General features: G+C 46.4%; 21 protein-coding genes. 4 read left to right on the forward strand and 17 right to left on the reverse strand.

The features are described 5' to 3' along the window. Nucleotides 1-7 precede the first annotated feature (7 nt). Nucleotides 8-1,306 carry a methionine gamma-lyase family protein gene (locus KNO75_RS04675; protein ID WP_214692731.1) on the reverse strand — a complete coding sequence of 433 codons (1,299 nt, stop codon included), beginning with the start codon at nt 1,304-1,306 and terminating at the stop codon, nt 8-10. A gap of 2 nt (nt 1,307-1,308) precedes the next feature. Next, on the reverse strand, nt 1,309-2,556 hold the full coding sequence (hflX, locus tag KNO75_RS04680) for a GTPase HflX (protein WP_214692745.1): 1,248 nt from the start codon (nt 2,554-2,556) through the stop codon (nt 1,309-1,311). Between the two features lie 101 nt (nt 2,557-2,657). On the opposite strand from hflX, the gene KNO75_RS04685 reads away from it, so the two are divergent. Next, entirely contained in the window at nt 2,658-3,662 is a 1,005-nt protein-coding gene (locus KNO75_RS04685; protein ID WP_214820091.1) for a tyrosine-type recombinase/integrase, read from the forward strand. A 39-nt stretch (nt 3,663-3,701) separates the two neighbouring features. Here the strand turns inward: KNO75_RS04685 and KNO75_RS04690 are convergent, their stop codons facing one another. Both KNO75_RS04690 and KNO75_RS04695 read right to left on the reverse strand, forming a co-directional pair. Further along, nucleotides 3,702-4,760, reverse strand: coding sequence for an enoyl-CoA hydratase/isomerase family protein (locus KNO75_RS04690; RefSeq protein ID WP_214820093.1), 1,059 nt, complete (start codon nt 4,758-4,760; stop codon nt 3,702-3,704). An 88-nt stretch (nt 4,761-4,848) separates the two neighbouring features. Further along, nucleotides 4,849-5,646 carry an enoyl-CoA hydratase gene (locus tag KNO75_RS04695; RefSeq protein WP_214820095.1) on the reverse strand — a complete coding sequence of 266 codons (798 nt, stop codon included), beginning with the start codon at nt 5,644-5,646 and terminating at the stop codon, nt 4,849-4,851. A gap of 158 nt (nt 5,647-5,804) precedes the next feature. Between KNO75_RS04695 and KNO75_RS04700 the strand changes: the two genes are divergently transcribed. Further along, on the forward strand, nt 5,805-6,224 hold the full coding sequence (locus KNO75_RS04700) for a MarR family winged helix-turn-helix transcriptional regulator (RefSeq protein ID WP_214820097.1): 420 nt from the start codon (nt 5,805-5,807) through the stop codon (nt 6,222-6,224). Nucleotides 6,225-6,272: 48 nt separating this feature from the next. On the opposite strand, the gene KNO75_RS04705 is transcribed toward KNO75_RS04700, so the two are convergent. Continuing rightward, nucleotides 6,273-6,821, reverse strand: a complete 549-nt coding sequence (locus KNO75_RS04705; RefSeq protein WP_214820099.1) for a GNAT family N-acetyltransferase — start codon at nt 6,819-6,821, stop codon at nt 6,273-6,275. Nucleotides 6,822-6,836: 15 nt separating this feature from the next. Continuing rightward, nucleotides 6,837-7,205, reverse strand: coding sequence for a hypothetical protein (locus KNO75_RS04710; RefSeq protein WP_214820100.1), 369 nt, complete (start codon nt 7,203-7,205; stop codon nt 6,837-6,839). 158 nt (nt 7,206-7,363) lie between these two features. On the opposite strand from KNO75_RS04710, the gene KNO75_RS04715 reads away from it, so the two are divergent. Further along, nucleotides 7,364-8,521, forward strand: coding sequence for an MFS transporter (locus KNO75_RS04715; protein ID WP_214820102.1), 1,158 nt, complete (start codon nt 7,364-7,366; stop codon nt 8,519-8,521). A 104-nt stretch (nt 8,522-8,625) separates the two neighbouring features. Here KNO75_RS04715 and KNO75_RS04720 read toward each other — a convergent pair whose 3' ends face one another. Next, entirely contained in the window at nt 8,626-9,420 is a 795-nt protein-coding gene (locus KNO75_RS04720; RefSeq protein WP_214820104.1) for a hypothetical protein, read from the reverse strand. 88 nt (nt 9,421-9,508) lie between these two features. Here KNO75_RS04720 and KNO75_RS04725 point away from each other — a divergent pair, with 88 nt between their 5' ends. Further along, nucleotides 9,509-10,057 carry a DUF4256 domain-containing protein gene (locus KNO75_RS04725; protein ID WP_214820106.1) on the forward strand — a complete coding sequence of 183 codons (549 nt, stop codon included), beginning with the start codon at nt 9,509-9,511 and terminating at the stop codon, nt 10,055-10,057. Between the two features lie 690 nt (nt 10,058-10,747). Here KNO75_RS04725 and KNO75_RS04730 read toward each other — a convergent pair. The 10 genes from KNO75_RS04730 to KNO75_RS04775 form a co-directional block, all read right to left on the reverse strand. After that, complete coding sequence (locus KNO75_RS04730) at nt 10,748-11,929, reverse strand: glycine C-acetyltransferase (RefSeq protein WP_214820108.1); 1,182 nt, start codon at nt 11,927-11,929, stop codon at nt 10,748-10,750. A 13-nt stretch (nt 11,930-11,942) separates the two neighbouring features. Then, nucleotides 11,943-13,019, reverse strand: a complete 1,077-nt coding sequence (tdh, locus tag KNO75_RS04735; protein ID WP_214820110.1) for an L-threonine 3-dehydrogenase — start codon at nt 13,017-13,019, stop codon at nt 11,943-11,945. A 166-nt stretch (nt 13,020-13,185) separates the two neighbouring features. Continuing rightward, the gene (locus tag KNO75_RS04740) at nt 13,186-13,446 is read right to left on the reverse strand and encodes a stage V sporulation protein S (RefSeq protein ID WP_012726477.1); all 261 of its coding nucleotides are present in this window, start codon (nt 13,444-13,446) and stop codon (nt 13,186-13,188) included. Between the two features lie 26 nt (nt 13,447-13,472). Beyond that, nucleotides 13,473-14,267 carry a TIGR00282 family metallophosphoesterase gene (locus KNO75_RS04745; RefSeq protein ID WP_214820112.1) on the reverse strand — a complete coding sequence of 265 codons (795 nt, stop codon included), beginning with the start codon at nt 14,265-14,267 and terminating at the stop codon, nt 13,473-13,475. Between the two features lie 48 nt (nt 14,268-14,315). Then, a complete protein-coding gene (gene rny, locus KNO75_RS04750) occupies nt 14,316-15,878 on the reverse strand; it encodes a ribonuclease Y (RefSeq protein WP_214748227.1) in 1,563 nt (520 codons plus the stop codon). Between the two features lie 187 nt (nt 15,879-16,065). Continuing rightward, a complete protein-coding gene (gene recA, locus KNO75_RS04755; protein WP_074033216.1) occupies nt 16,066-17,115 on the reverse strand; it encodes a recombinase RecA in 1,050 nt (349 codons plus the stop codon). Between the two features lie 76 nt (nt 17,116-17,191). Next, nucleotides 17,192-18,418 (reverse strand): competence/damage-inducible protein A, encoded by a 1,227-nt coding sequence (locus tag KNO75_RS04760; protein WP_214820114.1) that lies wholly within the window; start codon nt 18,416-18,418, stop codon nt 17,192-17,194. 62 nt (nt 18,419-18,480) lie between these two features. Further along, nucleotides 18,481-19,059: a CDP-diacylglycerol--glycerol-3-phosphate 3-phosphatidyltransferase gene (pgsA, locus tag KNO75_RS04765; RefSeq protein WP_214692781.1), complete on the reverse strand. Its 579-nt coding sequence runs from the start codon at nt 19,057-19,059 to the stop codon at nt 18,481-18,483. 32 nt (nt 19,060-19,091) lie between these two features. Further along, nucleotides 19,092-19,964: a helix-turn-helix domain-containing protein gene (locus KNO75_RS04770; protein ID WP_214820116.1), complete on the reverse strand. Its 873-nt coding sequence runs from the start codon at nt 19,962-19,964 to the stop codon at nt 19,092-19,094. A 27-nt stretch (nt 19,965-19,991) separates the two neighbouring features. Continuing rightward, a complete protein-coding gene (locus KNO75_RS04775) occupies nt 19,992-20,768 on the reverse strand; it encodes a YmfK family protein (protein ID WP_214820118.1) in 777 nt (258 codons plus the stop codon). Nucleotides 20,769-20,822 lie beyond the last annotated feature (54 nt).

A 20,822-nucleotide genomic window follows, 5' to 3' on the forward strand; every position in this document is an offset into this window, starting at 1 on the left:
AGAACGGTTACAAATGCGCTTGCTGATTTTGGTCGTTGAATTCGACCAGTCCTTTATCGTGTAATTGGCTCAACGCCAACATGAGAGCGACTTTAACATGAGCATACGTCAGACCACCTTGAACATACGCTGTGTATGGTGCTCGAAGCGGTCCATCCGCTGACAACTCGATTGATGAACCTTGAATGAACGTGCCTGCTGCCATGATGACATCATCTTCATATCCAGGCATATAGGCCGGAACAGGTAACGCATGAGCGTTTACTGGTGATGCCATTTGGATGCTTTGACAAAACGCAATCATCTTCTCACGGTCGCGGAACGTCACTGACTGAATCAAGTCCGTTCTCGGAGTCGAATAATGTGGATCAGTCTCGAATCCAATCAACGATAAAAGGCTTGCCGTCAAGTGTGCCCCTTTCAACGCTTGTGCGACAGTATGAGGAGCCATATAAAAACCTTGGTACATTTCTTGAAGCGAGTAGAGCGACGGTCCGGCTTCACTTCCAATACCTGGAGTGGTCATCCGGAACGAACAACGTTCAATCAATTCTTTCGTTCCTGCGATATACCCTCCCGTCTTCGCCAATCCGCCTCCTGGGTTTTTGATCAGAGAACCGGCCATCAAGTCGGCTCCGACGTGCGTCGGTTCAATTGTCTCGACAAATTCACCGTAGCAATTGTCCACGAACACATACACATGCGGATGCGCCGCTTTGATGCGTTCGATGGCAATCTTGATTTCTTCGACTGGAATACTGCGACGATTCGCATATCCTTTCGAGCGCTGAATCCCGACGAGTTTCGTTTCTGGACGAATTCGTTCGATGACGCGGTCGATGTCGATTTCACGTTCTTCTTTTAATTCAACAGTGTCGTAATGTACACCGAGTTCTTTTAATGAGCCGCGACCGTCTCCACGGATGCCGACGATTTCCTCCAGCGTGTCATATGGTTTCCCTGTGATATACAGCAATTCGTCACCTGGTAGAAGGACACCGAACAAGGCAATCCCAATCGCATGCGTACCCGAGATGATTTGCGGTCGGCATAATGCGAGCTCTGCTCCGAACACGTCTGCATAAATCGACTCGAGCGTGTCACGACCGAGATCATCATATCCATACCCCGTCGTCGGATTAAAATGGAAATCCGATACTTTGTGCTTTTTAAACGATTCGAGAACACGATACTGGTTGAACTCAGCCGTCTCTTCAATCTTCTCAAAAAATGGTTTCACTCGTGCCTCTGCCTTTTTCACATACGGCGCGAGTGCATCATAATGTTCAATCTTTTCTTGCCACATACTTACACCTCAAATTGTTTTAGCGTCGCATATAGACGCGTGTCTTCTCTCATATAGCCTACCAACTCGACAGAACCGTCATCCAAGAAGTTTTCTTCAAGACGGTACATCGCCTCTTTGGCTGGGTGGTAATGTTCAAAAGCCGTCACCGGTAAGACGACGTGGACTTTTGTTAAAATGTCCGAGATTTTATCTTCGAGTGCACCAATCAACTGTTCGATATCTTCTGATGCGATCGCAGAGATCAACAACGGTCCACCGACGAAGTCTTCCGTGAGCCGGTCTTTCTTATTATATACCTCGAGTTGTGGGACCTCACTTGCACCGAGTTCTTCCAATACCGCATTCGTCGTATCGATTTGGTTCAAATAATGTGGGTTCGATGCATCGATGACATGAAGGATCAAATCAGCACCGACCACTTCTTCCAAAGTTGAACGGAAAGCGGCAACGAGTTTCGTCGGTAAATCACGAATAAATCCTACCGTATCGGTAATCAACACTTTTCCACCGCGTGGAAGTTCGAGTTCACGCGTCAACGGATCAAGTGTTGCGAACAACTCATCCTGCTCATACGTATCTGCATCCGTCAATCGATTAAAGATTGTCGATTTCCCGGCATTCGTATACCCGACGAGCGCGACCTGGAAGACGCGATTTTCTTTCCGACGTTCCCGGTAGCGATCCCGGTGTGCGACCGTTCCTTCGAGTTGTTTCGTAATCTCATCGATGCGACGCTTGATGTGGCGACGGTCCGACTCAAGTTTTGTTTCACCCGGTCCACGAGTCCCGATTCCACCACCGAGTCGCGAGAGCTGTGTCCCTTGTCCAATGAGACGTGGTAGTAAATAGTTCATCTGCGCGAGTTCGACCTGCAATTTCCCTTCGCGCGATTGCGCACGGCTCGCAAAGATATCTAAGATGAGCTGCGTACGGTCAATCAGCTTCATCTCATCCGGGTCGTTCAAGGCGATGCGAATGTTCTTCGACTGCGCCGGTGTCAACTCGGCGTTAAAGATTAACAAATCCGGCTCGAACTGTTCGACGAGCATCGCGAGCTCTTCAATTTTTCCTTTCCCGATAAAGGTACGACGGTCGACTTGTTGACGTTTTTGGTCGAGTCGTGCGACGACTTCACCTTGCGCCGTATCCACGAGTTCGACGAGCTCGCCCATCGACTGTTCATATGTCCAATCATCGACATTCGGTAACTGACAGCCGACGATGACAACTTTTTCACGTTCTATCATGTAATCCCTCATTCCATAAAGTCTCACCTTTCATCTTACCACGAATCAACGTATAGAGAACGTCCGTTTGTGGTAGGATAAAAGAAGAAGGAGGCTCGACCATGACGAAACGTAGAAAAGACTATCCGCTCCCGGAATTTATCGAAACGTACTTGTATCATCTCGGAGCAAGCGGCCGTCAACCCTCGACGCTAAAACGATATCGCTACGACTTGATTGACGTGCATAAATACTTTCACGACCACAATGTCGAACTGAACGAACCGACGGACTGGTTAGACGTCCCCATCGAATCGTGGAAGACGTTTGTGAATGATTTTTTAATCGAAGAGAAGCACTATCAACAGGCGACCGTCGCCCGAATCGTCACGGTCATCAATAGCCTGACCCACTTTTTAAATCCTCTTCGGAAGAAGATGCTTGCCTACTCGCAGCCGGCGCATACATTGTCCATCGACCAGATCGCACTCGAGTCTGAATTCGACCGACTCGTTCATACGATTCGTTCGACGAGGGGATTGAGCGAGAATCAGTTGCAAGCCCACCCATATCTCGTCAATCGGAACGAATTGATTGTGACACTCTTCTATAAATACGGTTTGCGAGTCCATCACATCATTCGCTTGCGTATGAGCGACCTGCATCTGGCTGATCATACTTTTGACGTGTATGACCGTCTCGGGAACCAGTTCACGTTGAAGCTCTCGCAAGAAGACCAATCGTTACTTATGAATTATTTGGCCGACATCCCGACACCGGTACGACCACGCTGGTACTCAGAAGATCCGGTTTTCGTCTCATTCGATTTTGCACGGATGACATTCCGCTGGGTATATGCGAAAAATCAACCGAAGCAACTAACGATTGTCATGATCACGAAGATGATGCGGCAACTAAACGAACGGAGCGGGCTCGCGCGTTCTGTCACCCCGTCAATGCTTCGAAACGCCCATGTGTTAAAGACATATGCGAGCGATATGACACCATCCGAGCGGATGAACCTTACCTGTATGCATAAAGAATCTTCCTTGCGTCGCTATGAACAGGCGTACGAAGAGTTCGGAACTGAATTATTCGAGTCAGACGAAAGACCCGCCCTCTCGTGAAGGGCGGGTCTAGTTCTGTTAATGAACTTAAATATTCTATTAACATACTTGTTCAAAAAAAGATTTAACATGGAGTTCTGACACTTCGTCAAGTTTGGAAGGATTCCATTTCGGAGTACGATCTTTATCAACAAGTACCGAACGGACTCCTTCATAAAAATCATGGGATTTCATAAAATTCATTGCGAGGCTTCGTTCCATGTCAAAACACGCTTGAAGAGATTGTCCCTTCCCTTTCTGTATTTGACGAAGGGTCACCTTTAGTGAAGTCGGTGATTTGGATAAGAGTGTCTTCATCGTTCTATCAGCCCATTCATCCCCAGTTCTCGCAGCTTCATTAAGAGATGAAATGATTTCTTCAATCGTTTCAAACTGAAAGTGATGATCAATTTTGTCTTGTACCGATGATATTGACGAAGGAAGAGAAATCGGCTTTCGGAACGTCCCCAATAGCTGTTCAAGTTCCATATCAACCGAATCCGGCATCCAACGTTTTTCCATCATCTCTTCTTTTAACTTCGGCCAATCTTTGCTCTCAATAAAATAGTCAGCCGCTCCAATATAGAGTACATCGGATGCCTGAAAAACATTAGCGGTTAGAGCGAGGTATTTACCAACAAAACCAGGCATTTGATTTAAAAAATAACTTGCCCCGACATCAGGAAAAAAACCGATGTTCATTTCAGGCATTGCCCACTTTGATGATTCTGTGACAATCCGGTGCGAGGCACCAATGGATAGTCCAACACCACCTCCCATGACTATACCATCCATAAATACGACGACTGGTTTTGGATAATGATGAATCTCATAGTCTAACTCGTACTCAATCGAAAAGAACTGATTGGCGTAAGCTTCAATACCTTTTTCTTTTAGATCGTATAAGGTTCGCATATCTCCACCTGCACACAAACCTTTTTCGCCTTCTCCATAAATACATACTAATGAAACTGTGTCATCTAGCTTCCATTTTTTTAGCTGTTCATTCATCGTATCTACCATGTCAACGTTTAAAGAGTTTAACGCACGGGGGCGATTCAGCTTGATCCACCCAATTCCATTTTGAAGTTCTGCGACGACACTTTCTCGATCATCCACTATCAATCACCGCCTTGAAGATTATATTGGTTAATATAAATTAAACACGACATATACATACTGAAAACAAATTGAAATGTTCAGATCATTATTTATCTTGGAATTCTGCTTCACGTTTTTCGATAAAAGCATTGACCCCTTCTTTCATATCTTCCGTTGTAAACAACCCTGCCCAAAGGTTTGCTTCAATCGCCAGACCTTCTTCTAATGTTGTTTCCAAACCTTTATTTACCGCCTCCATCGTTGCCGCAATCGATGATCGACTCTTTTTAAGAGCAATGGTTTCGGCAAGTCGTTTCGCTTCATCCATTAATTCGACAAGGGGCACTGATTTGTTCACTAAGCCAATTGATTCCGCTTCTTTCCCACCAATGATTTTACTAGTCAAAATCATTTCAAGAGCCTTCGACTTATTCGTAAGCCGTGCCAAACGTTGCGTACCTCCAAAGCCCGGTATTAATCCTAAGTTCAGTTCAGGTTGCCCAAGCTTGGCTTCATCTGCAGCGATCCGCATATGACAACTCATTGCAAGCTCCAAACCCCCACCTAAGCAAGCTCCATTAATCGCAGCAATGACAGGTTTGTTTAATTGTTCGATTTTATTTAAGACAGATTGTGCTTCTACAGATAGAGATTTTCCTTTTTCTTCACTATCGAACGCAGATACAAATTCTTTGATATCAGCACCTGCAACGAAGAATTTCCCTTCCCCTGTAATCACGACTGCCTTTATCTCTGAATCATTCGCGACATAATCAACACAGGCTGACAATCCGCGAACCGTCTCTGAACTGATTACATTTGCTGGTGGATTATTGATGAAGAGATAGGCTACGTGATTTTCGACTTTTACATAGCAATTTGAAAATTGAATTTCATTACTCATTTTTTGTTTTCCTCCTCATTTTGCCTCACTATTAATCATGAAGTTGATTTCTAGCTGGTAAATCTTGATTCGTATATAAAATTATTCGGTACCAAAACTGTTTCACCACAGAATTTAACATGATATGATGAATAGTGTCAAGATAAGGGGAGAACGATATGGAATTGAAAGATTGTATTAACTTTTTACTAAGCGCTAGCCAGAATAAGGTTTTTAAAATTTTCAGCAAACTACTAGAAGAATATGAAGTGACTCCAGCTCAATATGGGGTATTGAATTGTTTGTGGAGGGAAGGACAGCTTTCACCGAAACAGATTGGGGAAAAGTTGTATCTAGAAGCTCCGACAATTTCAGGAATACTCGATAAAATGCAAAAATCAGGACTCATCGAGCGTTCGATTGATCCTGATAATCGTAGAAACGTATTGGTTGTACCTACTCAAAAAGCTGAAGAATTGAGAAGTGGAATCGAAGCTGCGACAGTAGAACTGAATGAAAAAGTTTTCGAAAATTTATCGCATCGAGATGTGGAAATTCTAAAAAATTCACTAGAAATAATCATCCAAACTGATTATTGACCTGCACAAAGGACATTCTCCCATCATGAGAGAATGTCCTTTCTATTTTTATCTTACCCACTCACTCCGTAGCAATCCGTAAACGACATGGTCGACATAATGATCATATAACCATTCCGCATCACGAATGGTCCCTTCATCTTTGAAGCCGAAACGTTCCGGAAGTGCCCGACTCTTCAAATTCTTTGTCGCGACTCGAATCTCAATTTTATTTAGTTTAAGGTCTCGGAATCCATACTCGATGATGGTCCCGAGTGATTGACTCATGATGCCCTTCCCTTGAAAATTTTGTCCGAGCCAATACCCAATCGTGCCACATTGGATTCCACGATCGATTTCATTAAATCCGATTGTCCCGGCAAGCACGCCTTTATAAATCACAGCGAATGATTTTGGGAATCCACCCGTCTCAATCAGTCCTTTGATTCGTCCTTCTATGTTCTGCTTTGAGTCTTCTACTGTTTCAATGTAGTCAAGCCAACCGAGCCACTCTCGCAGATAAGGTTTCGATACCATCGTTAGTTTGAATAGTGCTTCTGCATCGTCTGTATTGAACATTCTCAATGCGATCTCGTCATTTATTTTATAATCAAGCATATGGATTCATCCTTATCATTCGTTATTTATCAATTCGCCTTTATACGTCACTGCAACCTCAATTGGATTGATGACATGTGCACTTAGTCTTTCAAACGTAGCAATTAAGCTATATTGATCAATGTTCAACTCAAAAATCTCTTGTATGTATGAGGTTTGCCAACTCGCTTCAAAAAACCACTTGAAATGTTCTCTATAGTCCCAACCGTCATTTGATCCGACGATATGTAACTCTTTTTCATAGAATTGCGGAAGCTCTGCCCCAACACTAATGGCTGTAGCGATGGTTTCAATCAAAGCTTGATCTGCTTCAAGAGCTGGTACACGTGTTGTAACCCACTCCAACTTCTTTTTACCGACTAGTTTCAAAGCTTGTTGATTCATTCCCCCCTCCTAATATTTACAATTGCGATCATATGACAAGTTTACAGAATTAATCAAATTTTGTATAATTATTTTCATATTATTTTATGAAGAGGTGTAAATGTGTAAAAACGATTCTTCCAACCCACCCAATTGAATAGATTCGGAGGAGATTTGTGATGAAATCGTTTTACACATTGCTCGTTAGCCAATGGCTCGCAAACATTGGCGATGTCCTATACATCGTCGCGCTCATTGCCTCGTTGTATCAACAAACCGGGTCCGCTTTCATGGCGGCCAGCTTCCCGATTGCCGTGACTGCCGGTATGACACTCAGCGGACTCTTTTTCGCCCGTATCCTCAGCCGCTACTCGCTAGGGAAAACGCTCGTCCTGTCACAACTGATGAAGACGGTCACCCTTGTTCTCGTCCTCTTAACGGATTCAATCTTTGTTCTCGGACTTGTCGTGTTGATCGCTTTCCTCGATGGGTTCGCGCGTCCGATCCAAGCGTCATTCATCCCAAGATTGACGAAGAATCGTCAACAAGCAAACAGCCTGGTTCAAGGGTCCAACCAGTTCATCCAGCTCGCCATGTGGCCACTCGGGACGATGCTCGTCTCTTTCACGTCGAGCGCTTTCGCATTAATCGTTTCCCTCGTTCTCTTCGTCCTTTCCACGATTGTGACGATTTACTTCAATCAATCGCTTACGGAAGACATCGTCAATGATGGAGCGGAAGAATCGATTACCTTACGCGCTAGTCTTACTTATGTAAATACGTCACCATTCGCCCGTCATGTGACATGGTTTGTGACGTATGAATCATTTGTCAGCACGCTCTGGATTTCGGCATTGCTTCTCGTCTATCTCGAACGACATCTACAAGTCGATACGGGCTGGTGGGGGACGCTCAACGCAACATTTTTGATCAGTATGATTGCGGCGAGTGCCCATCTTTATCGGTCTCGACGAGCGCCATCGTTACCGTCGACCGCTATCATATCCATTGTTGCCGCCCTCTTGTTCGGCATGACTGCACATCTCGCGTTTGCGATTTTGGCGTTAGTCATTCAAGGCGCAGCTACACAAATCCGCATCATCCAGACGAACACCGTCATTCAAGAACAGATTCCGGCTACACAGCTTCCTTATGTATATAGTGTGCAACAGACAGGATACGCCCTTGCATTCAGTGTGGGGAGTTTACTGTTCGGTCTTCTCGCGGACGGACTACCGATTGATTCGGTTTACCTTCTCGGAGCACTTTTGACCCTTCCGTTGATTTGGATCGGACGATTAACTGAACAGTCAATGTTAACCGTATCATCTGTATAAGCAACAGGCGCCTTCTCTAAAAGAGGGCGCCTGTTGTATAGAATTTTCCACCGAAATAAATAGTTGGACGTTCTATTCAATTACAATCCAGTGTTTAATTTTCCCTATTCGTCACTCCCGTATTGAAATACTCCTACGCCATAGCCTTGCTTCATATCTCCTAAAATAAAAAGTGACAGAATACACGCTTCGGTCTTAATCAAAAAACGAATTCCTTCTAATTCTCCACTTGCCTCAATCATCGTAACCAATTGAAGAAGTTCAACTTCAGATACATTTGAAAAATTACAGGTCATCATATAGTCATTCGACCACATCCATTTTTCATTATGTTCAATACTGTACTCACACTTTGTCTGATCTGCCCATTTTTTGAGATCAGATAGAAATCGATTATTCTTCGACAGCACCTGAAAAGAAGAGACGTCTAGGAATGTAAATAGTCGGGAGATGAACGATGGGGCCGATGTCACTTTTGGTAACCCAAATTCCCTCCAGTTGCTGTCCGACGGTAAGTTAAACACTCTTTCACTCTTCAGTGAATACGAATCAGGATCATGAAAGTCGTGACTATGAGCACATAAGAAATCAACAGTCGAGATACTTTGTTCATTTGGATAATCGACTCGTGCATGTGTTGAATAAATCTGACGACGATACGGATCATACAAAAAGAGAAGTCGACCCTCTATATACACGCCCAACGGTAAGCTTAAATCAACGTACCGAAGTCGTCCTAATTGTGACTTTGTGACAATCACATCAAGTTCACAGTAGTCTGTGACTCGATATGAACCGACAGGCAATCGACTCAAATAGTCTGTTTTCAATGTGAACAGATCAATTGTCTGAAATGAGTTTACCTTTAGATGCTCAACGTTTATTTCATCAAAATTCAATTTGGATTCCCCTTTCTCACAATAGAATAGACAAACAGTATCGACTCATATCGTATACTAGAAGAAACAAATGATCGGAGTGATTCCCATGTCGAAGCTTTCACACGAAGAAACACTCGAGTTATTAAATACGTTAGAGTCTCGCTTTACCGAAAACGTTGAACGTCATCCTGACCTCATCTGGTCAGACGTATTGGAACGAATTCAAGTTAATCAGGACAAGTTGGCTACACTCTCCTTAATGGAACAGACCGGCGGAGAACCAGACGTGATTCGTCTCCCAAACGGAGATCTCGCTTTTTGCGACTGTTCAGTCGAGAGTCCGAGCGGTCGAAGAAGTCTCTGTTATGACGAACCCGCTCTTGAGGCACGTAAAAAGAATAAGCCCGTCGGAAGCGCGGTCGCCCTATCTGAACAGATGGGCATAACCCTTCTCGACGAAAAAACATACCGACATTTACAAACGCTCGGTCAATTCGATTTGAAGACCTCGAGTTGGATTCTGACACCGAATGAGATTCGTCAAAAAGGCGGCGCCCTGTTCTGCGACCGCCGTTATGATCACACTTTTGTCTATCACAATGGTGCAGATTCTTATTATGCGTCTCGAGGATTTAGAGGGATACTCATGATTTAAGCAAGGCAATGCGCCTTGCTTCTTTTTTATCGGATTAACCAACTAAGGAATTGCGGAATATACATGATGAAAAACAAACTGACAGGAATCATTGCAATTAATCTTAACACCCACATAATTCTACTTTTCAACTTCCGAGAGTAGAACAACAATGCACCAAACGTAATCGCATTCGCTGTCAAATTCGGTTCTTCTATCCCGTTCTCAATCCATTGCTTGAAAAAAACCTTCCATCCAGGAAAGGATTCGAGGGCGAACGACTCACTGAAACTCGGTGTAAGGTTGTATTTCAGCCTCACAAACCAGGCTCCTATATAGACAGAGATGAATAAGAGCGCGTAGCACATTAGTACAACGTTCCACAATTTCTCTTTCCAACCCTCACTCCGAAAGTACAAGACATATACCACAATCAAGACACTAAAAATCACATTTATGATGAATGGTGGTGAAATCGTTAGAATGGAAAACGTCTCTCGATCTAACACCATTCCCACTTGAAATATTCCTTGCTGAAACATAGCTTTTCCTCGCTCTTTTTGATTTATAAAAATCTAATAATACGGTAATTGAAATATCAAAGAAAATGCTACATTTCTCGTTTACCCTATCTATGCTCTATCTGAATATAATCGATTTCGTGTACAGATCCCATCAAAAAACTGCAGACAGATTGTCTGCAGTCCTCGTTTATGCGTGTAGTGTCACATTCAATTCTTCTGCGACTGTTTTGAACGCCTCAAGTGCACGTTCGAGGTCATCTCTTGTGTGCTCCGCTGTGACGATGGTCCGGATGCGTGCTTTTCCACGCTCAACCGTCGGGAAAGCGATACTCTGAGCGAATACGCCATGCTCTTTCAATTTGTCTGAGAACGTATGCGCAAGCGTCTCTTCGCCAAGCATGACCGGGGTGATTGGTGTCGTCGCATGTCCGATATCGAAACCGAGGTCACGTAGGCCGTTCTTGAAGAATTCCGTGTTCGCCCACAACTTGTCGAACAACTCTTCTTCCTCTTTCATGACACGGATCGCTTCACGGTTCGCCGCTACGACTGCCGGTGGATGTGATGTCGAGAAGAGGAACGGACGACCTTTGTGGATCAAGTAATCGCGTACGTCTTGTGAACAGGCAACATACCCGCCTAAGACACCGATTGCCTTCGAGAGCGTCCCGACCTGTAACGCGACACGTCCGTCTAAACCGAAGTGGTTGACCGTTCCGCGACCGTTCTTCCCGAGAACGCCAGATGCGTGCGCATCATCGACCATGACAGCAGCGTCATATTTCTCTGCAAGTTCGACGATTGCCGGAAGTGGTGCGATGTTCCCGTCCATCGAGAACACTCCGTCCGTCACGACGAGACGCGTTCGATAATCCTGTGTCTCTTTTAACGCCTTCTCCAAGTCTTCGAGGTCGACGTGCTTATAAATGCGTCGCGCCGCTTTCGTGAGACGAATTCCGTCGATGATTGACGCATGGTTGAGTGCGTCACTGATGACGACATCTTCCGGTCCGAGAAGTGCAGACAAGACCCCGAGGTTCGTCGCGAATCCTGATTGGAAGACGAGTGAGGCTTCCGTATGTTTGAACTCGGCGAGTTCGCGCTCGAACGCTTCGTGCATCTCGAACGTACCAGCAATCGTACGCACTGATCCTGTTCCTGCGCCGTACTCTTCGACCGCTTCAATCGCTGCCTGCTTCAAACGTGGATGATTCGCAAGTCCGAGGTAGTTGTTTGATGACAGCTGGACGAGTGACTTCCCGTCGATTGTCACTTCGTTCCCTTGTGCCGATTCGAGTGGGACAAGCTTACGGAACGTCCCCTGTTCTTTCATCTCATTGATTGCTTCTGTAATATGTTCAAATGCCATGTTGTTTCCCCCTTTAAGGTAATAAGACGACCTTCCCACATTTCCCTGCCCGCATGAGTTCGAACCCTTTTTCGAATTCTTCGAGCTTGAAAACGTGCGTAATGATCGGTTCGACATTCAACTGACCTGTCGCGAGCATCGTCGAGACTTGGCCCCACGTCTCGTACATCTTCCGTCCTGTAATACCTTGGACACGGACACCTTTAAAGACAACATCACGCGTAAGGTCGATGGCGACCGGACGAGCCGGGAGCGACAAGACGTTGACATCCCCGCCTGCCGTGACCATTTTGAACGCCTGATCGATGGCAATCGGATGACCGCTCATCTCGCAGACGACATCGATTCCGTCTCCTTCCGTCTCCCGTTCAATCAATTCGAGCGGATTCTCTTCTAAACTGTTGATGACGACATCTGCCCCCATCTCTTCTGCGAGCTTTAAGCGATACGGATTGACATCAATCGCATAGACGCGACTCGCACCAGCTGCTTTGGCAACGCCTACCGCCATGAGTCCGATTGGTCCGCATCCGACGATGGCGACCGATTTGGCAGACACGTCACTTGCTAGCACCGTGTGTACCGCGTTTCCAAGCGGTTCTTGAATGGATGCAAGTTTTGCCGGCATCGTTTCCGGGTTTACCCATAGGTTCTCTTCAGGCATAACGACGTATTCTGCAAAACAACCTTGCGTGTCCACACCGATGATTTTTGTATTTTTACAGATGTGATACTGTCCACGCAAACATTGTTTACACTGATGGCAGACGATATGAGTCTCAGCGGATACGGTCTGTCCGATTTTGATGCGTTTCGTCCCTTCCCCGAGTGCCACGACTTCTCCCGAAAATTCATGACCGAATACATACGGTGGTTTGACACGGCTTTGTGACCACTCATCCCACTCATAGATATGAACATCGGTCCCGCAAATCGATGTCGCTTTGACTTGAATGAGTACTTCTCCAGGTCCTGGCGTCGGAACTGGTACGTCGACCAGTTTTGCCCCAAAACCGGCCGTGTGTTTTTGAATCGCTTTCATTACTGGTGTCGTTGTTTCCTTCTCTGTGGTTGACACGAGTTGTTCCATTGAAAACGTCCCCCTCTTGTCTCTTATGATCGAACGATACGTTCTTTATCATCTTGTCATAAAATGACGAAACTGAGAAGACGGAACGTCCATTTTCCACAAAAAAAGAGGAGCCATCCGCGCCGATGGCTCCTCTTCACAAGAATAGGACCTATGTCCCGACCGCTCATCGTGGCTCAATGATGAGCTTGATGGCAGTACGTTCCTCTCCGTCAATCATAATATCGGTAAAGGCTGGAATGCAAATCAAATCGAGACCGCTTGGCGCGACGAAGCCTCTGGCGATCGCGACGGCTTTGATGGACTGATTCAGCGCACCTGCCCCAATCGCCTGTATCTCACACGTTCCTTTTTCACGTAGCACACCCGCTAAAGCACCCGCAACGGAGTTAGGGTTCGATTTTGCCGAAACTTTGAGTACGTCCATTCTTGTTTCCCCCTCGGGTAGGTTGTTCAATCAAACCAGACGGTCTGATCATCTAGGTGTATTCGTTCGATTTTTGTCGCTCGTTTCGTCTGATCATCGATTGTAATGAAAACTCCATTAAGTTGTTCCCGTCCCTCGGCAACTTCAAACCGAACTGGGAGTTGTGTCATAAATTTTTTTAAAACAACGGATGCATCCATCCCGAGTACCCCGTCAAGTGGACCCGTCATCCCGACGTCGGTAATATACGCTGTCCCGTTCGGCAAGACACGTTCATCTGCCGTCTGTACGTGCGTATGCGTCCCGACTACGGCTTGGACACGCCCATCAAGGTGATACCCCATCGCAATCTTTTCACTTGTCGCCTCGGCATGGACATCGACGAAGATGGCGTCTACCTCGTCACGCACTTCTTCAACGAGACGATCGACGGTACGGAACGGACAGTCAAGGGATGGCAAGAAGACATTGCCCATGACGTTGATGACGGCCAATTTCTTTCCATTTTGTTTTAACTTCATCATCCCGACTCCAGGTGTCCCGTCCGGATAGTTTGCTGGACGGACGATCCGGTCGGCATCGTCGATCCAATCAAAGATGTCACGGTTATCCCACGTATGGTTCCCCATCGTCACCCCATGGAAGCCGAGTTCTAAAAACTGTTGATAAATCTTTTTTGTGAGACCACGACCGTTTGCCGCATTCTCACCGTTGACGAGCATGAACGTCGGGTTGTATTTGTCTTTCAACCGACCAATTTGATTGCTCAAAATATCTCGTCCGGGTTTCCCGACGACATCACCGATAAATAAAATTTTCATATAAAATCCTCCCTCAAACAGAAAAAGCGGAGAAATTCTCCGCTTTGTTTACTTCGCATAATCGACGGAACGTGTTTCACGAATAACCGTCACTTTAATTTGTCCAGGATAATCGAGTTCATCCTCGATTCGTTTACAAATATCGCGTGCCATCTTACCGGCGACGACATCGTCGACGACGTCAGGGCGAACGATAATTCGAACTTCACGTCCCGCTTGAATCGCATACGATTTCTCGACACCTTCAAACGACTCACAGATTGACTCGAGTCGTTCGAGACGGCGAATGTAGCTTTCTAGCGTCTCTTGACGAGCTCCAGGGCGAGCTGCCGACAAGGCGTCAGCTGCTGCGACTAGTACTGCAATCGTCGATGTCGCCTCGACATCCCCGTGGTGGGAAGCAATCGAGTTGATAACGACCGGATGTTCCTTGTACTTCGTTGCAAGCTCTACTCCGATTTCGACGTGACTGCCCTCGACTTCGTGGTCGATCGCTTTTCCGATATCGTGCAAGAGTCCAGCTCGCTTCGCGAGTGTGACGTCTTCCCCGAGTTCGGCTGCCATCATCCCGGCAAGATGTGCCACCTCGACCGAGTGAGACAAGACGTTCTGTCCATAACTCGTACGATAGCGCATGCGACCGAGTGTCTTGACGAGGTCTGGATGGAGTCCGTGAATACCGGCTTCGAAAGTCGCTTCTTCTCCGTACTCACGAATGCGCTCATCGACTTCACGACGAGACTTCTCTACCATCTCTTCAATGCGAGCCGGGTGGATGCGCCCGTCTTGAACGAGTTTTTCAAGCGTCATTTTGGCGATTTCACGGCGAACCGGATCGAAACCTGACAAAATGACCGCTTCTGGCGTGTCATCGATGATGAGGTCAATTCCAGTCAGCGTCTCGAGCGTACGGATGTTACGTCCTTCACGCCCGATGATGCGACCTTTCATCTCATCACTCGGTAAGTTGACGACAGATACCGTCGTCTCCGCGACATGTTCAGCAGCGTATCGTTGCATCGTGAGAGATAAGAGGTGTTTCGCTTTTTTATCCGCTTCTTGTTTTGCTTTTTGCTCGATTTCTTTTTGAAGGAGAGCAGCATCGTGAAGCGCTTCCTGCTTCGCTTCGTCCATGATGATGGTACGTGCTTCATCTTTCGAGAGGGCTGCCACGCGTACAAGTTCTTGGCGTGCCTCTTCGTATAAGTCCTCCACTTTGCTTTCGAGCATTTCTGCTTCACGTTTGCGTTTTTCGAGCCCGCGCTCCTGTTCATCTAGCGAATCTTCTTTCCGCTCGAGCATATCTGCTTTGCGGTCGAGAAGCTCTTCTTTTTGAACGAGGCGATTCTCTTTCACTTTCTGGTCTTCGCGACGTTCACGCAATTCTTGTTCCGTCTCATTACGAAGTTGAATCATCTCTTCTTTTACTTCAAGCCGTGCTTCTTTTTGCATCGCTTCCGATTGTTGTTTTGCTTGTTCTACAATCTTAGTCGCTTCCGTCTCGGCACCTTGAATCTTCGCTTCGGCGATCGATTTACGCACAAAAAAACCTGCAACAAAAGCTATCGGCAAAAGGAGGATCAGAATAAGCCAGTATAGCCATTCCATCATGTTCACCTCCCTTTCGCAAGGTTATTTTATTTTTTTAATAAGTGAGTAACGCAGGCAAGCCCGCGCATAACTTTATTGTACTTATTTAAGAGAGAGAATGCAATGCACGGACAGGATAGAACTACCAATTGCCTAAAAATTATACTAAAAAAATCTCACTCGGATGATTCCGAGTGAGACCATGTGCTTATTCGTCATCAAGAAGTGAGAGAACTTCGTCGTCTTCACCTTCAACTGTGACTGTTTTTTCCCCGTTCAAGCCGTAGTGATCACGAATTTGACGTTCCACTTCGGCCGCGATGGCTGGATTTTCTTTCATGTATTGTTTCGCATTTTCACGACCTTGACCGAGACGCTCCTCGTTGAACGAGTACCATGCACCGCTCTTTTGAACGATATCGAGGTCTGCACCGATGTCGATGAGTTCCCCTTCACGTGAAATCCCTTCACCGTACATGATGTCTACTTCCGCCGTCTTGAATGGTGGTGCGATCTTATTTTTTACAATCTTGATCTTCGTACGGTTACCGACCATATCTTGACCTTGTTTGAGCGTTTCTGCACGACGTACTTCGAGGCGTACTGAAGAGTAGAACTTCAAGGCACGACCACCAGGTGTCGTTTCCGGGTTACCGAACATGATTCCAATTTTCTCACGAATTTGGTTAATGAAGATGACGATTGTTTTCGATTTGTTCGTTGCACCAGACAATTTACGAAGTGCCTGAGACATCAAACGAGCTTGAAGACCGACGTGCGAGTCCCCCATCTCCCCTTCGATTTCGGCTTTCGGTACGAGTGCTGCAACCGAGTCGACGACGAGGATATCAACTGCTCCCGAGCGAACGAGCGCTTCAGCGATCTCGAGCGCCTGTTCCCCTGTATCTGGCTGAGAGAGCAACAACTCATCGATGTTGACGCCAAGATTTTTAGCATACTTTGGATCGAGTGCATGCTCGGCATCGACAAATGCAGCTTGACCGCCACGTTTTTGAACTTCTGCAATCGCATGAAGGGCAACAGTCGTCTTACCTGAAGATTCTGGTCCGTACACTTCAATGACACGACCGCGTGGATATCCACCCGCTCCAAGTGCGACGTCGAGGGCAATCGACCCAGAAGGGATGACCGATACTTGCTGGTCTGTATTTTCACCAAGGCGCATAATCGAGCCTTTACCGAATTGTTTCTCAATTTGGCGCAATGCCATTTCTAACGCTTGTTTACGATCACTCATAGATAAATGAGCCTCCTTTAATTGATACTTTCATTATACGTGAACATATAGCGATACACAAGTTTTTTACGAACATTTATTCGCCTTTTTTAATTCGTTGTATGAGGGCCCATAGTCCATCTTTTGCAGCCCGCAGCCGAATGACGTTACGTTCTTGATGCGGATAAATACGCTCGATGACCTCGATTCCATCCGGTGTTTTCACCCCGATGTAGACGGTACCGACGGGACGTCCTGAATTTGAGGTTGGTCCAGCTTCACCGGTAAACGAAAGCGCGTAGTCCGCATTTGTTTGTTTAACTAATCCATCTACCATCTCATAAGCAACTTCTTTTGAGACGACTGAGTGCTGTTCAATTGTATCAAGAGCGACCCCTAAATACCTATTTTTTAGCTCATCTGAATAGGTGACGACCCCCCCTAAAAAGACAGCCGATGCTCCCGGAGTCGATGTGATCATCGATTGGACTTCTCCTCCGGTCAATGACTCAGCAATTGCGAGTGTTTGGTGATGACGTGTCAATGATTGCACGAGGTGTGAGGCAATCGTTTTATCATCTGACCCAAAATAATACGAACCGACACGTTGTAAGATTTCATCTTTCATTTCTTCAATCATCAGTCGTGCAGCCGTATCATCTACCGCCCGAGCACTGATTCGAAGTCTCGCTTCTCCTGTCTCAGCATAAGGTGCGACAGTCGGGTTAGACCCGTTCAACAAGTCTTTGACGGCATCATCAAGTGCCGATTCTCCAATTTCATAAAATCGTAACGATTCTGAGACGAGCGTCGCGCCTGAAAACTTTTTCGGAAACGTCGCATCGATGAGCGCCCGCATCTCGCGTGGCACACCAGGAAGTAGCATCCACGTCGTCTCCCCTTCAATCCACATACCTGGAGCCAGACCGACCGGATTTTGTAAAACGTCCGCACCTGACAAGACGTCCGCCTGACGAGCGTCCCCTTCATTCATCTCACGGTTACGTGACTGAAGAAATTGTTGAATCGTGTGAAACGCCTCTAAGTCTCGAACAATCGGGCGTTCGAGCAGATCAGACAAGACTGTCTTCGTGACATCATCTGCCGTCGGTCCAAGTCCACCCGTAACGATGACAAGGTCTGAACGACGACGCGCAATCTCGAACGTCTCCCGCATTCGTTCCGCGTTATCCCCGACAACTTGATGATACAAGACCGAGACACCGTATTTCGACAGTTGTTCCGATATGTAACTCGCATTCGTATTGACGATTTCTCCTAAGAGCAACTCGCTTCCTACCGCAATGATTTCGGCTCGTTTCATCTTATTTCCTCCTCGACTTCAAAAAAAAGACGAGCTAGATCAACCAACTCGTCTTTGTCGACTTACATCGACTTCACAATAATCTTGTAATTTTGTGCGAAATACTCGGCACCTGAGTAAATCGTGAGTGCGAGTGCCAACCACATCGCCCATTCCCCAAACGGGATGCCGACATAACTGAAAATCGGGTTACCGAATAGGAGGAAAATGATAGCGAACAGTTGCACCCATGTTTTAGCTTTGCCTGACTTACCCGCCGCGACGACAATCCCTTCGTCGGCAGCGACAAGTCGAAGACCCGTGACCGCAAACTCACGAGAAAGAATCACGACAACGACCCACGCAGCCACGAGGTCCATCTCGACGAGCAACACGAGCGCCGCTGTCACGAGTAGTTTGTCCGCGAGCGGGTCCATGAATTTCCCAAAGTTCGTGACCAAGTTGTGTTTCCGCGCCAAATGACCGTCCAACCAGTCTGTAATGGCCGCGATGGTAAAGATGACACCAGCGATAAATTGGTGTAGCGGGATCTCAGCACCTAAAAAGGCAATGTTTCCCCAATCAAAATCAACAGCGAGTAAGACGACGAATACGGGAATCAACACCACGCGTAACATCGTCAATCGGTTAGGTAGGTTCATGTAGAACGCCTCCTCTTAGAAGGAGAGTCGACTTATTCTGCGTCGACTCTCTTTACAAATATATTTTGTGTGACCGGAGACTCTTGAAGCTCGAGCTCGCGACCGTTGACGACGATTTTCTCAACACCTGCGATGAGTCCGATCCGGATTCGTAACGTGTCCGTTTCAGCATCTTCAATGACAATCGGATTCTGTTTCGATTGGTTCGGATATTCCGGCGCAAGGAATGGACCTTCAAGTGACGTATCACGAACACCGACATATGAGGCTGGCGATTCTTTCACATAAATCTCGGTCGATAGTTTATCGCTCGTCGCGAGCTCATATGTGATGTCCGCTCCGTTCGATTCCGTTACCGCAATCGGACCAGATTCTGCTGATGGTTCTTCCTCAGCAGGCTCCTCTGATGCAGGTTCTTCCTCGGCTGGTTCATCCGCTGGAACATCCTCGTTCTGGTCGAGTGTGACATTTGAACTCGGTGGTTCAGCCGGACTTGCGTCTTGTCCACCGAAATCGATGCTTCTCACGGCAAAATAGATTGCTGTAATAAGCAAGAAGACGGTGAGAGCGAGAAGTACTTTCGGAACCCATCTCGACACTCGACTCGTCGACTCGGACGCTTTTGAATACGTCTTTTTACGAGAAAGTTGAACGGATGGCTGTGCTTCGATTTTTGGTAAATCTTTTGCGTAAGTCTCATACAATTCATCCACATCGAGACCGAGTGACTCCGCATACGTTTTAATGAACGCCCGTGCATAGAAAGAGCCAGGGAGATTTTTGTAATCACCTTCCTCGATCGCGATGATATAGCGTTTTTGAATCTTCGTCGTCTGCTGGATTTGGTCGAGCGTTAATCCGCTCTCCTCACGCTTTTGTTTCAAAAAAGTCCCTAGTTCTGTCACAGGGGTCCACACCTTCCATTCACATAATTATTCAAACCATTCTGACTCACGATGCGTTTCTTGTGGGATGACAATCGTCTCATCCGGATTGTTTCTCAATTCAATAATATAATCAAAGTCTTCATACACGCAATCGGTGTTTCGGACATAAAGATCAGGGTGTTCAATGACTTTCACGGCAGGCAACCGCATGACCTCACGGATCAGTTGGCGGTGTCGCTCGTCCATCGTACGCGTAGAGACGGCTCCATCGATTATGTATACATGATCGCCTTCCCGCTCTTCTTCAAACAAAGAGGTTCGGACAGTCTGTTTCATGAGTGTCGATGACAAGAACAGCCACCGTTTGTTCGCGCACACACTGGCGGCGACGATGGATTCTGTTTTGCCAACGCGCGGATTCCCCCGAACGCCAATCAATAGATGACGTTCTTCTTTCATCAGTTCTGCTACGAAATCAACGAGAATCCCTAAGTCTTCTCGGACGAAACGGAACGTTTTCTTATCATCACTGTCGTGGTCGATGTATCGACCATGTCGGATTGCAATCCGGTCTCTTAATTTCGGACGGCGCAATTTGATGACTGCGATTGCTTCCATTCGTTTTAAAATATGCTCGAGTCGATGGACATGATCAGCGGCTGGAGCTTTGAGCAACATGCCACGGCGCTGCAGGTCGACCCCATTAATGGTGACGATGGAAATCTGAAGCATTCCCATGAGAGACGCGATGTCCCCAAGGATACCTGGTCGATTTTGACACAATTCATATTCGAGATACCACTCTTCGAATTTATGTTCCATCCCCATCCATCCTTTCGAGCGAGTTCGCTACCTTGCCTATTTTAAATTATTTTA

Source organism: Exiguobacterium sp. s35 (genome assembly GCF_018617535.1).
GTDB lineage: Bacteria > Bacillota > Bacilli > Exiguobacteriales > Exiguobacteriaceae > Exiguobacterium > Exiguobacterium aestuarii.

Coding starts and splice junctions, on each gene's coding strand:
- KNO75_RS04675 (WP_214692731.1), bottom strand. CDS start 1,306: ATGTGGCAAGAAAAGATTGAACATTATGATGCACTCGCGCCGTATGTG.
- hflX (WP_214692745.1), bottom strand. CDS start 2,556: ATGATAGAACGTGAAAAAGTTGTCATCGTCGGCTGTCAGTTACCGAAT.
- KNO75_RS04685 (WP_214820091.1), top strand. CDS start 2,658: ATGACGAAACGTAGAAAAGACTATCCGCTCCCGGAATTTATCGAAACG.
- KNO75_RS04695 (WP_214820095.1), bottom strand. CDS start 5,646: ATGAGTAATGAAATTCAATTTTCAAATTGCTATGTAAAAGTCGAAAAT.
- KNO75_RS04700 (WP_214820097.1), top strand. CDS start 5,805: ATGGAATTGAAAGATTGTATTAACTTTTTACTAAGCGCTAGCCAGAAT.
- KNO75_RS04705 (WP_214820099.1), bottom strand. CDS start 6,821: ATGCTTGATTATAAAATAAATGACGAGATCGCATTGAGAATGTTCAAT.
- KNO75_RS04710 (WP_214820100.1), bottom strand. CDS start 7,205: ATGAATCAACAAGCTTTGAAACTAGTCGGTAAAAAGAAGTTGGAGTGG.
- KNO75_RS04715 (WP_214820102.1), top strand. CDS start 7,364: ATGAAATCGTTTTACACATTGCTCGTTAGCCAATGGCTCGCAAACATT.
- KNO75_RS04725 (WP_214820106.1), top strand. CDS start 9,509: ATGTCGAAGCTTTCACACGAAGAAACACTCGAGTTATTAAATACGTTA.
- KNO75_RS04730 (WP_214820108.1), bottom strand. CDS start 11,929: ATGGCATTTGAACATATTACAGAAGCAATCAATGAGATGAAAGAACAG.
- tdh (WP_214820110.1), bottom strand. CDS start 13,019: ATGGAACAACTCGTGTCAACCACAGAGAAGGAAACAACGACACCAGTA.
- KNO75_RS04740 (WP_012726477.1), bottom strand. CDS start 13,446: ATGGACGTACTCAAAGTTTCGGCAAAATCGAACCCTAACTCCGTTGCG.
- KNO75_RS04745 (WP_214820112.1), bottom strand. CDS start 14,267: ATGAAAATTTTATTTATCGGTGATGTCGTCGGGAAACCCGGACGAGAT.
- rny (WP_214748227.1), bottom strand. CDS start 15,878: ATGATGGAATGGCTATACTGGCTTATTCTGATCCTCCTTTTGCCGATA.
- recA (WP_074033216.1), bottom strand. CDS start 17,115: ATGAGTGATCGTAAACAAGCGTTAGAAATGGCATTGCGCCAAATTGAG.
- KNO75_RS04760 (WP_214820114.1), bottom strand. CDS start 18,418: ATGAAACGAGCCGAAATCATTGCGGTAGGAAGCGAGTTGCTCTTAGGA.
- pgsA (WP_214692781.1), bottom strand. CDS start 19,059: ATGAACCTACCTAACCGATTGACGATGTTACGCGTGGTGTTGATTCCC.
- KNO75_RS04775 (WP_214820118.1), bottom strand. CDS start 20,768: ATGGAACATAAATTCGAAGAGTGGTATCTCGAATATGAATTGTGTCAA.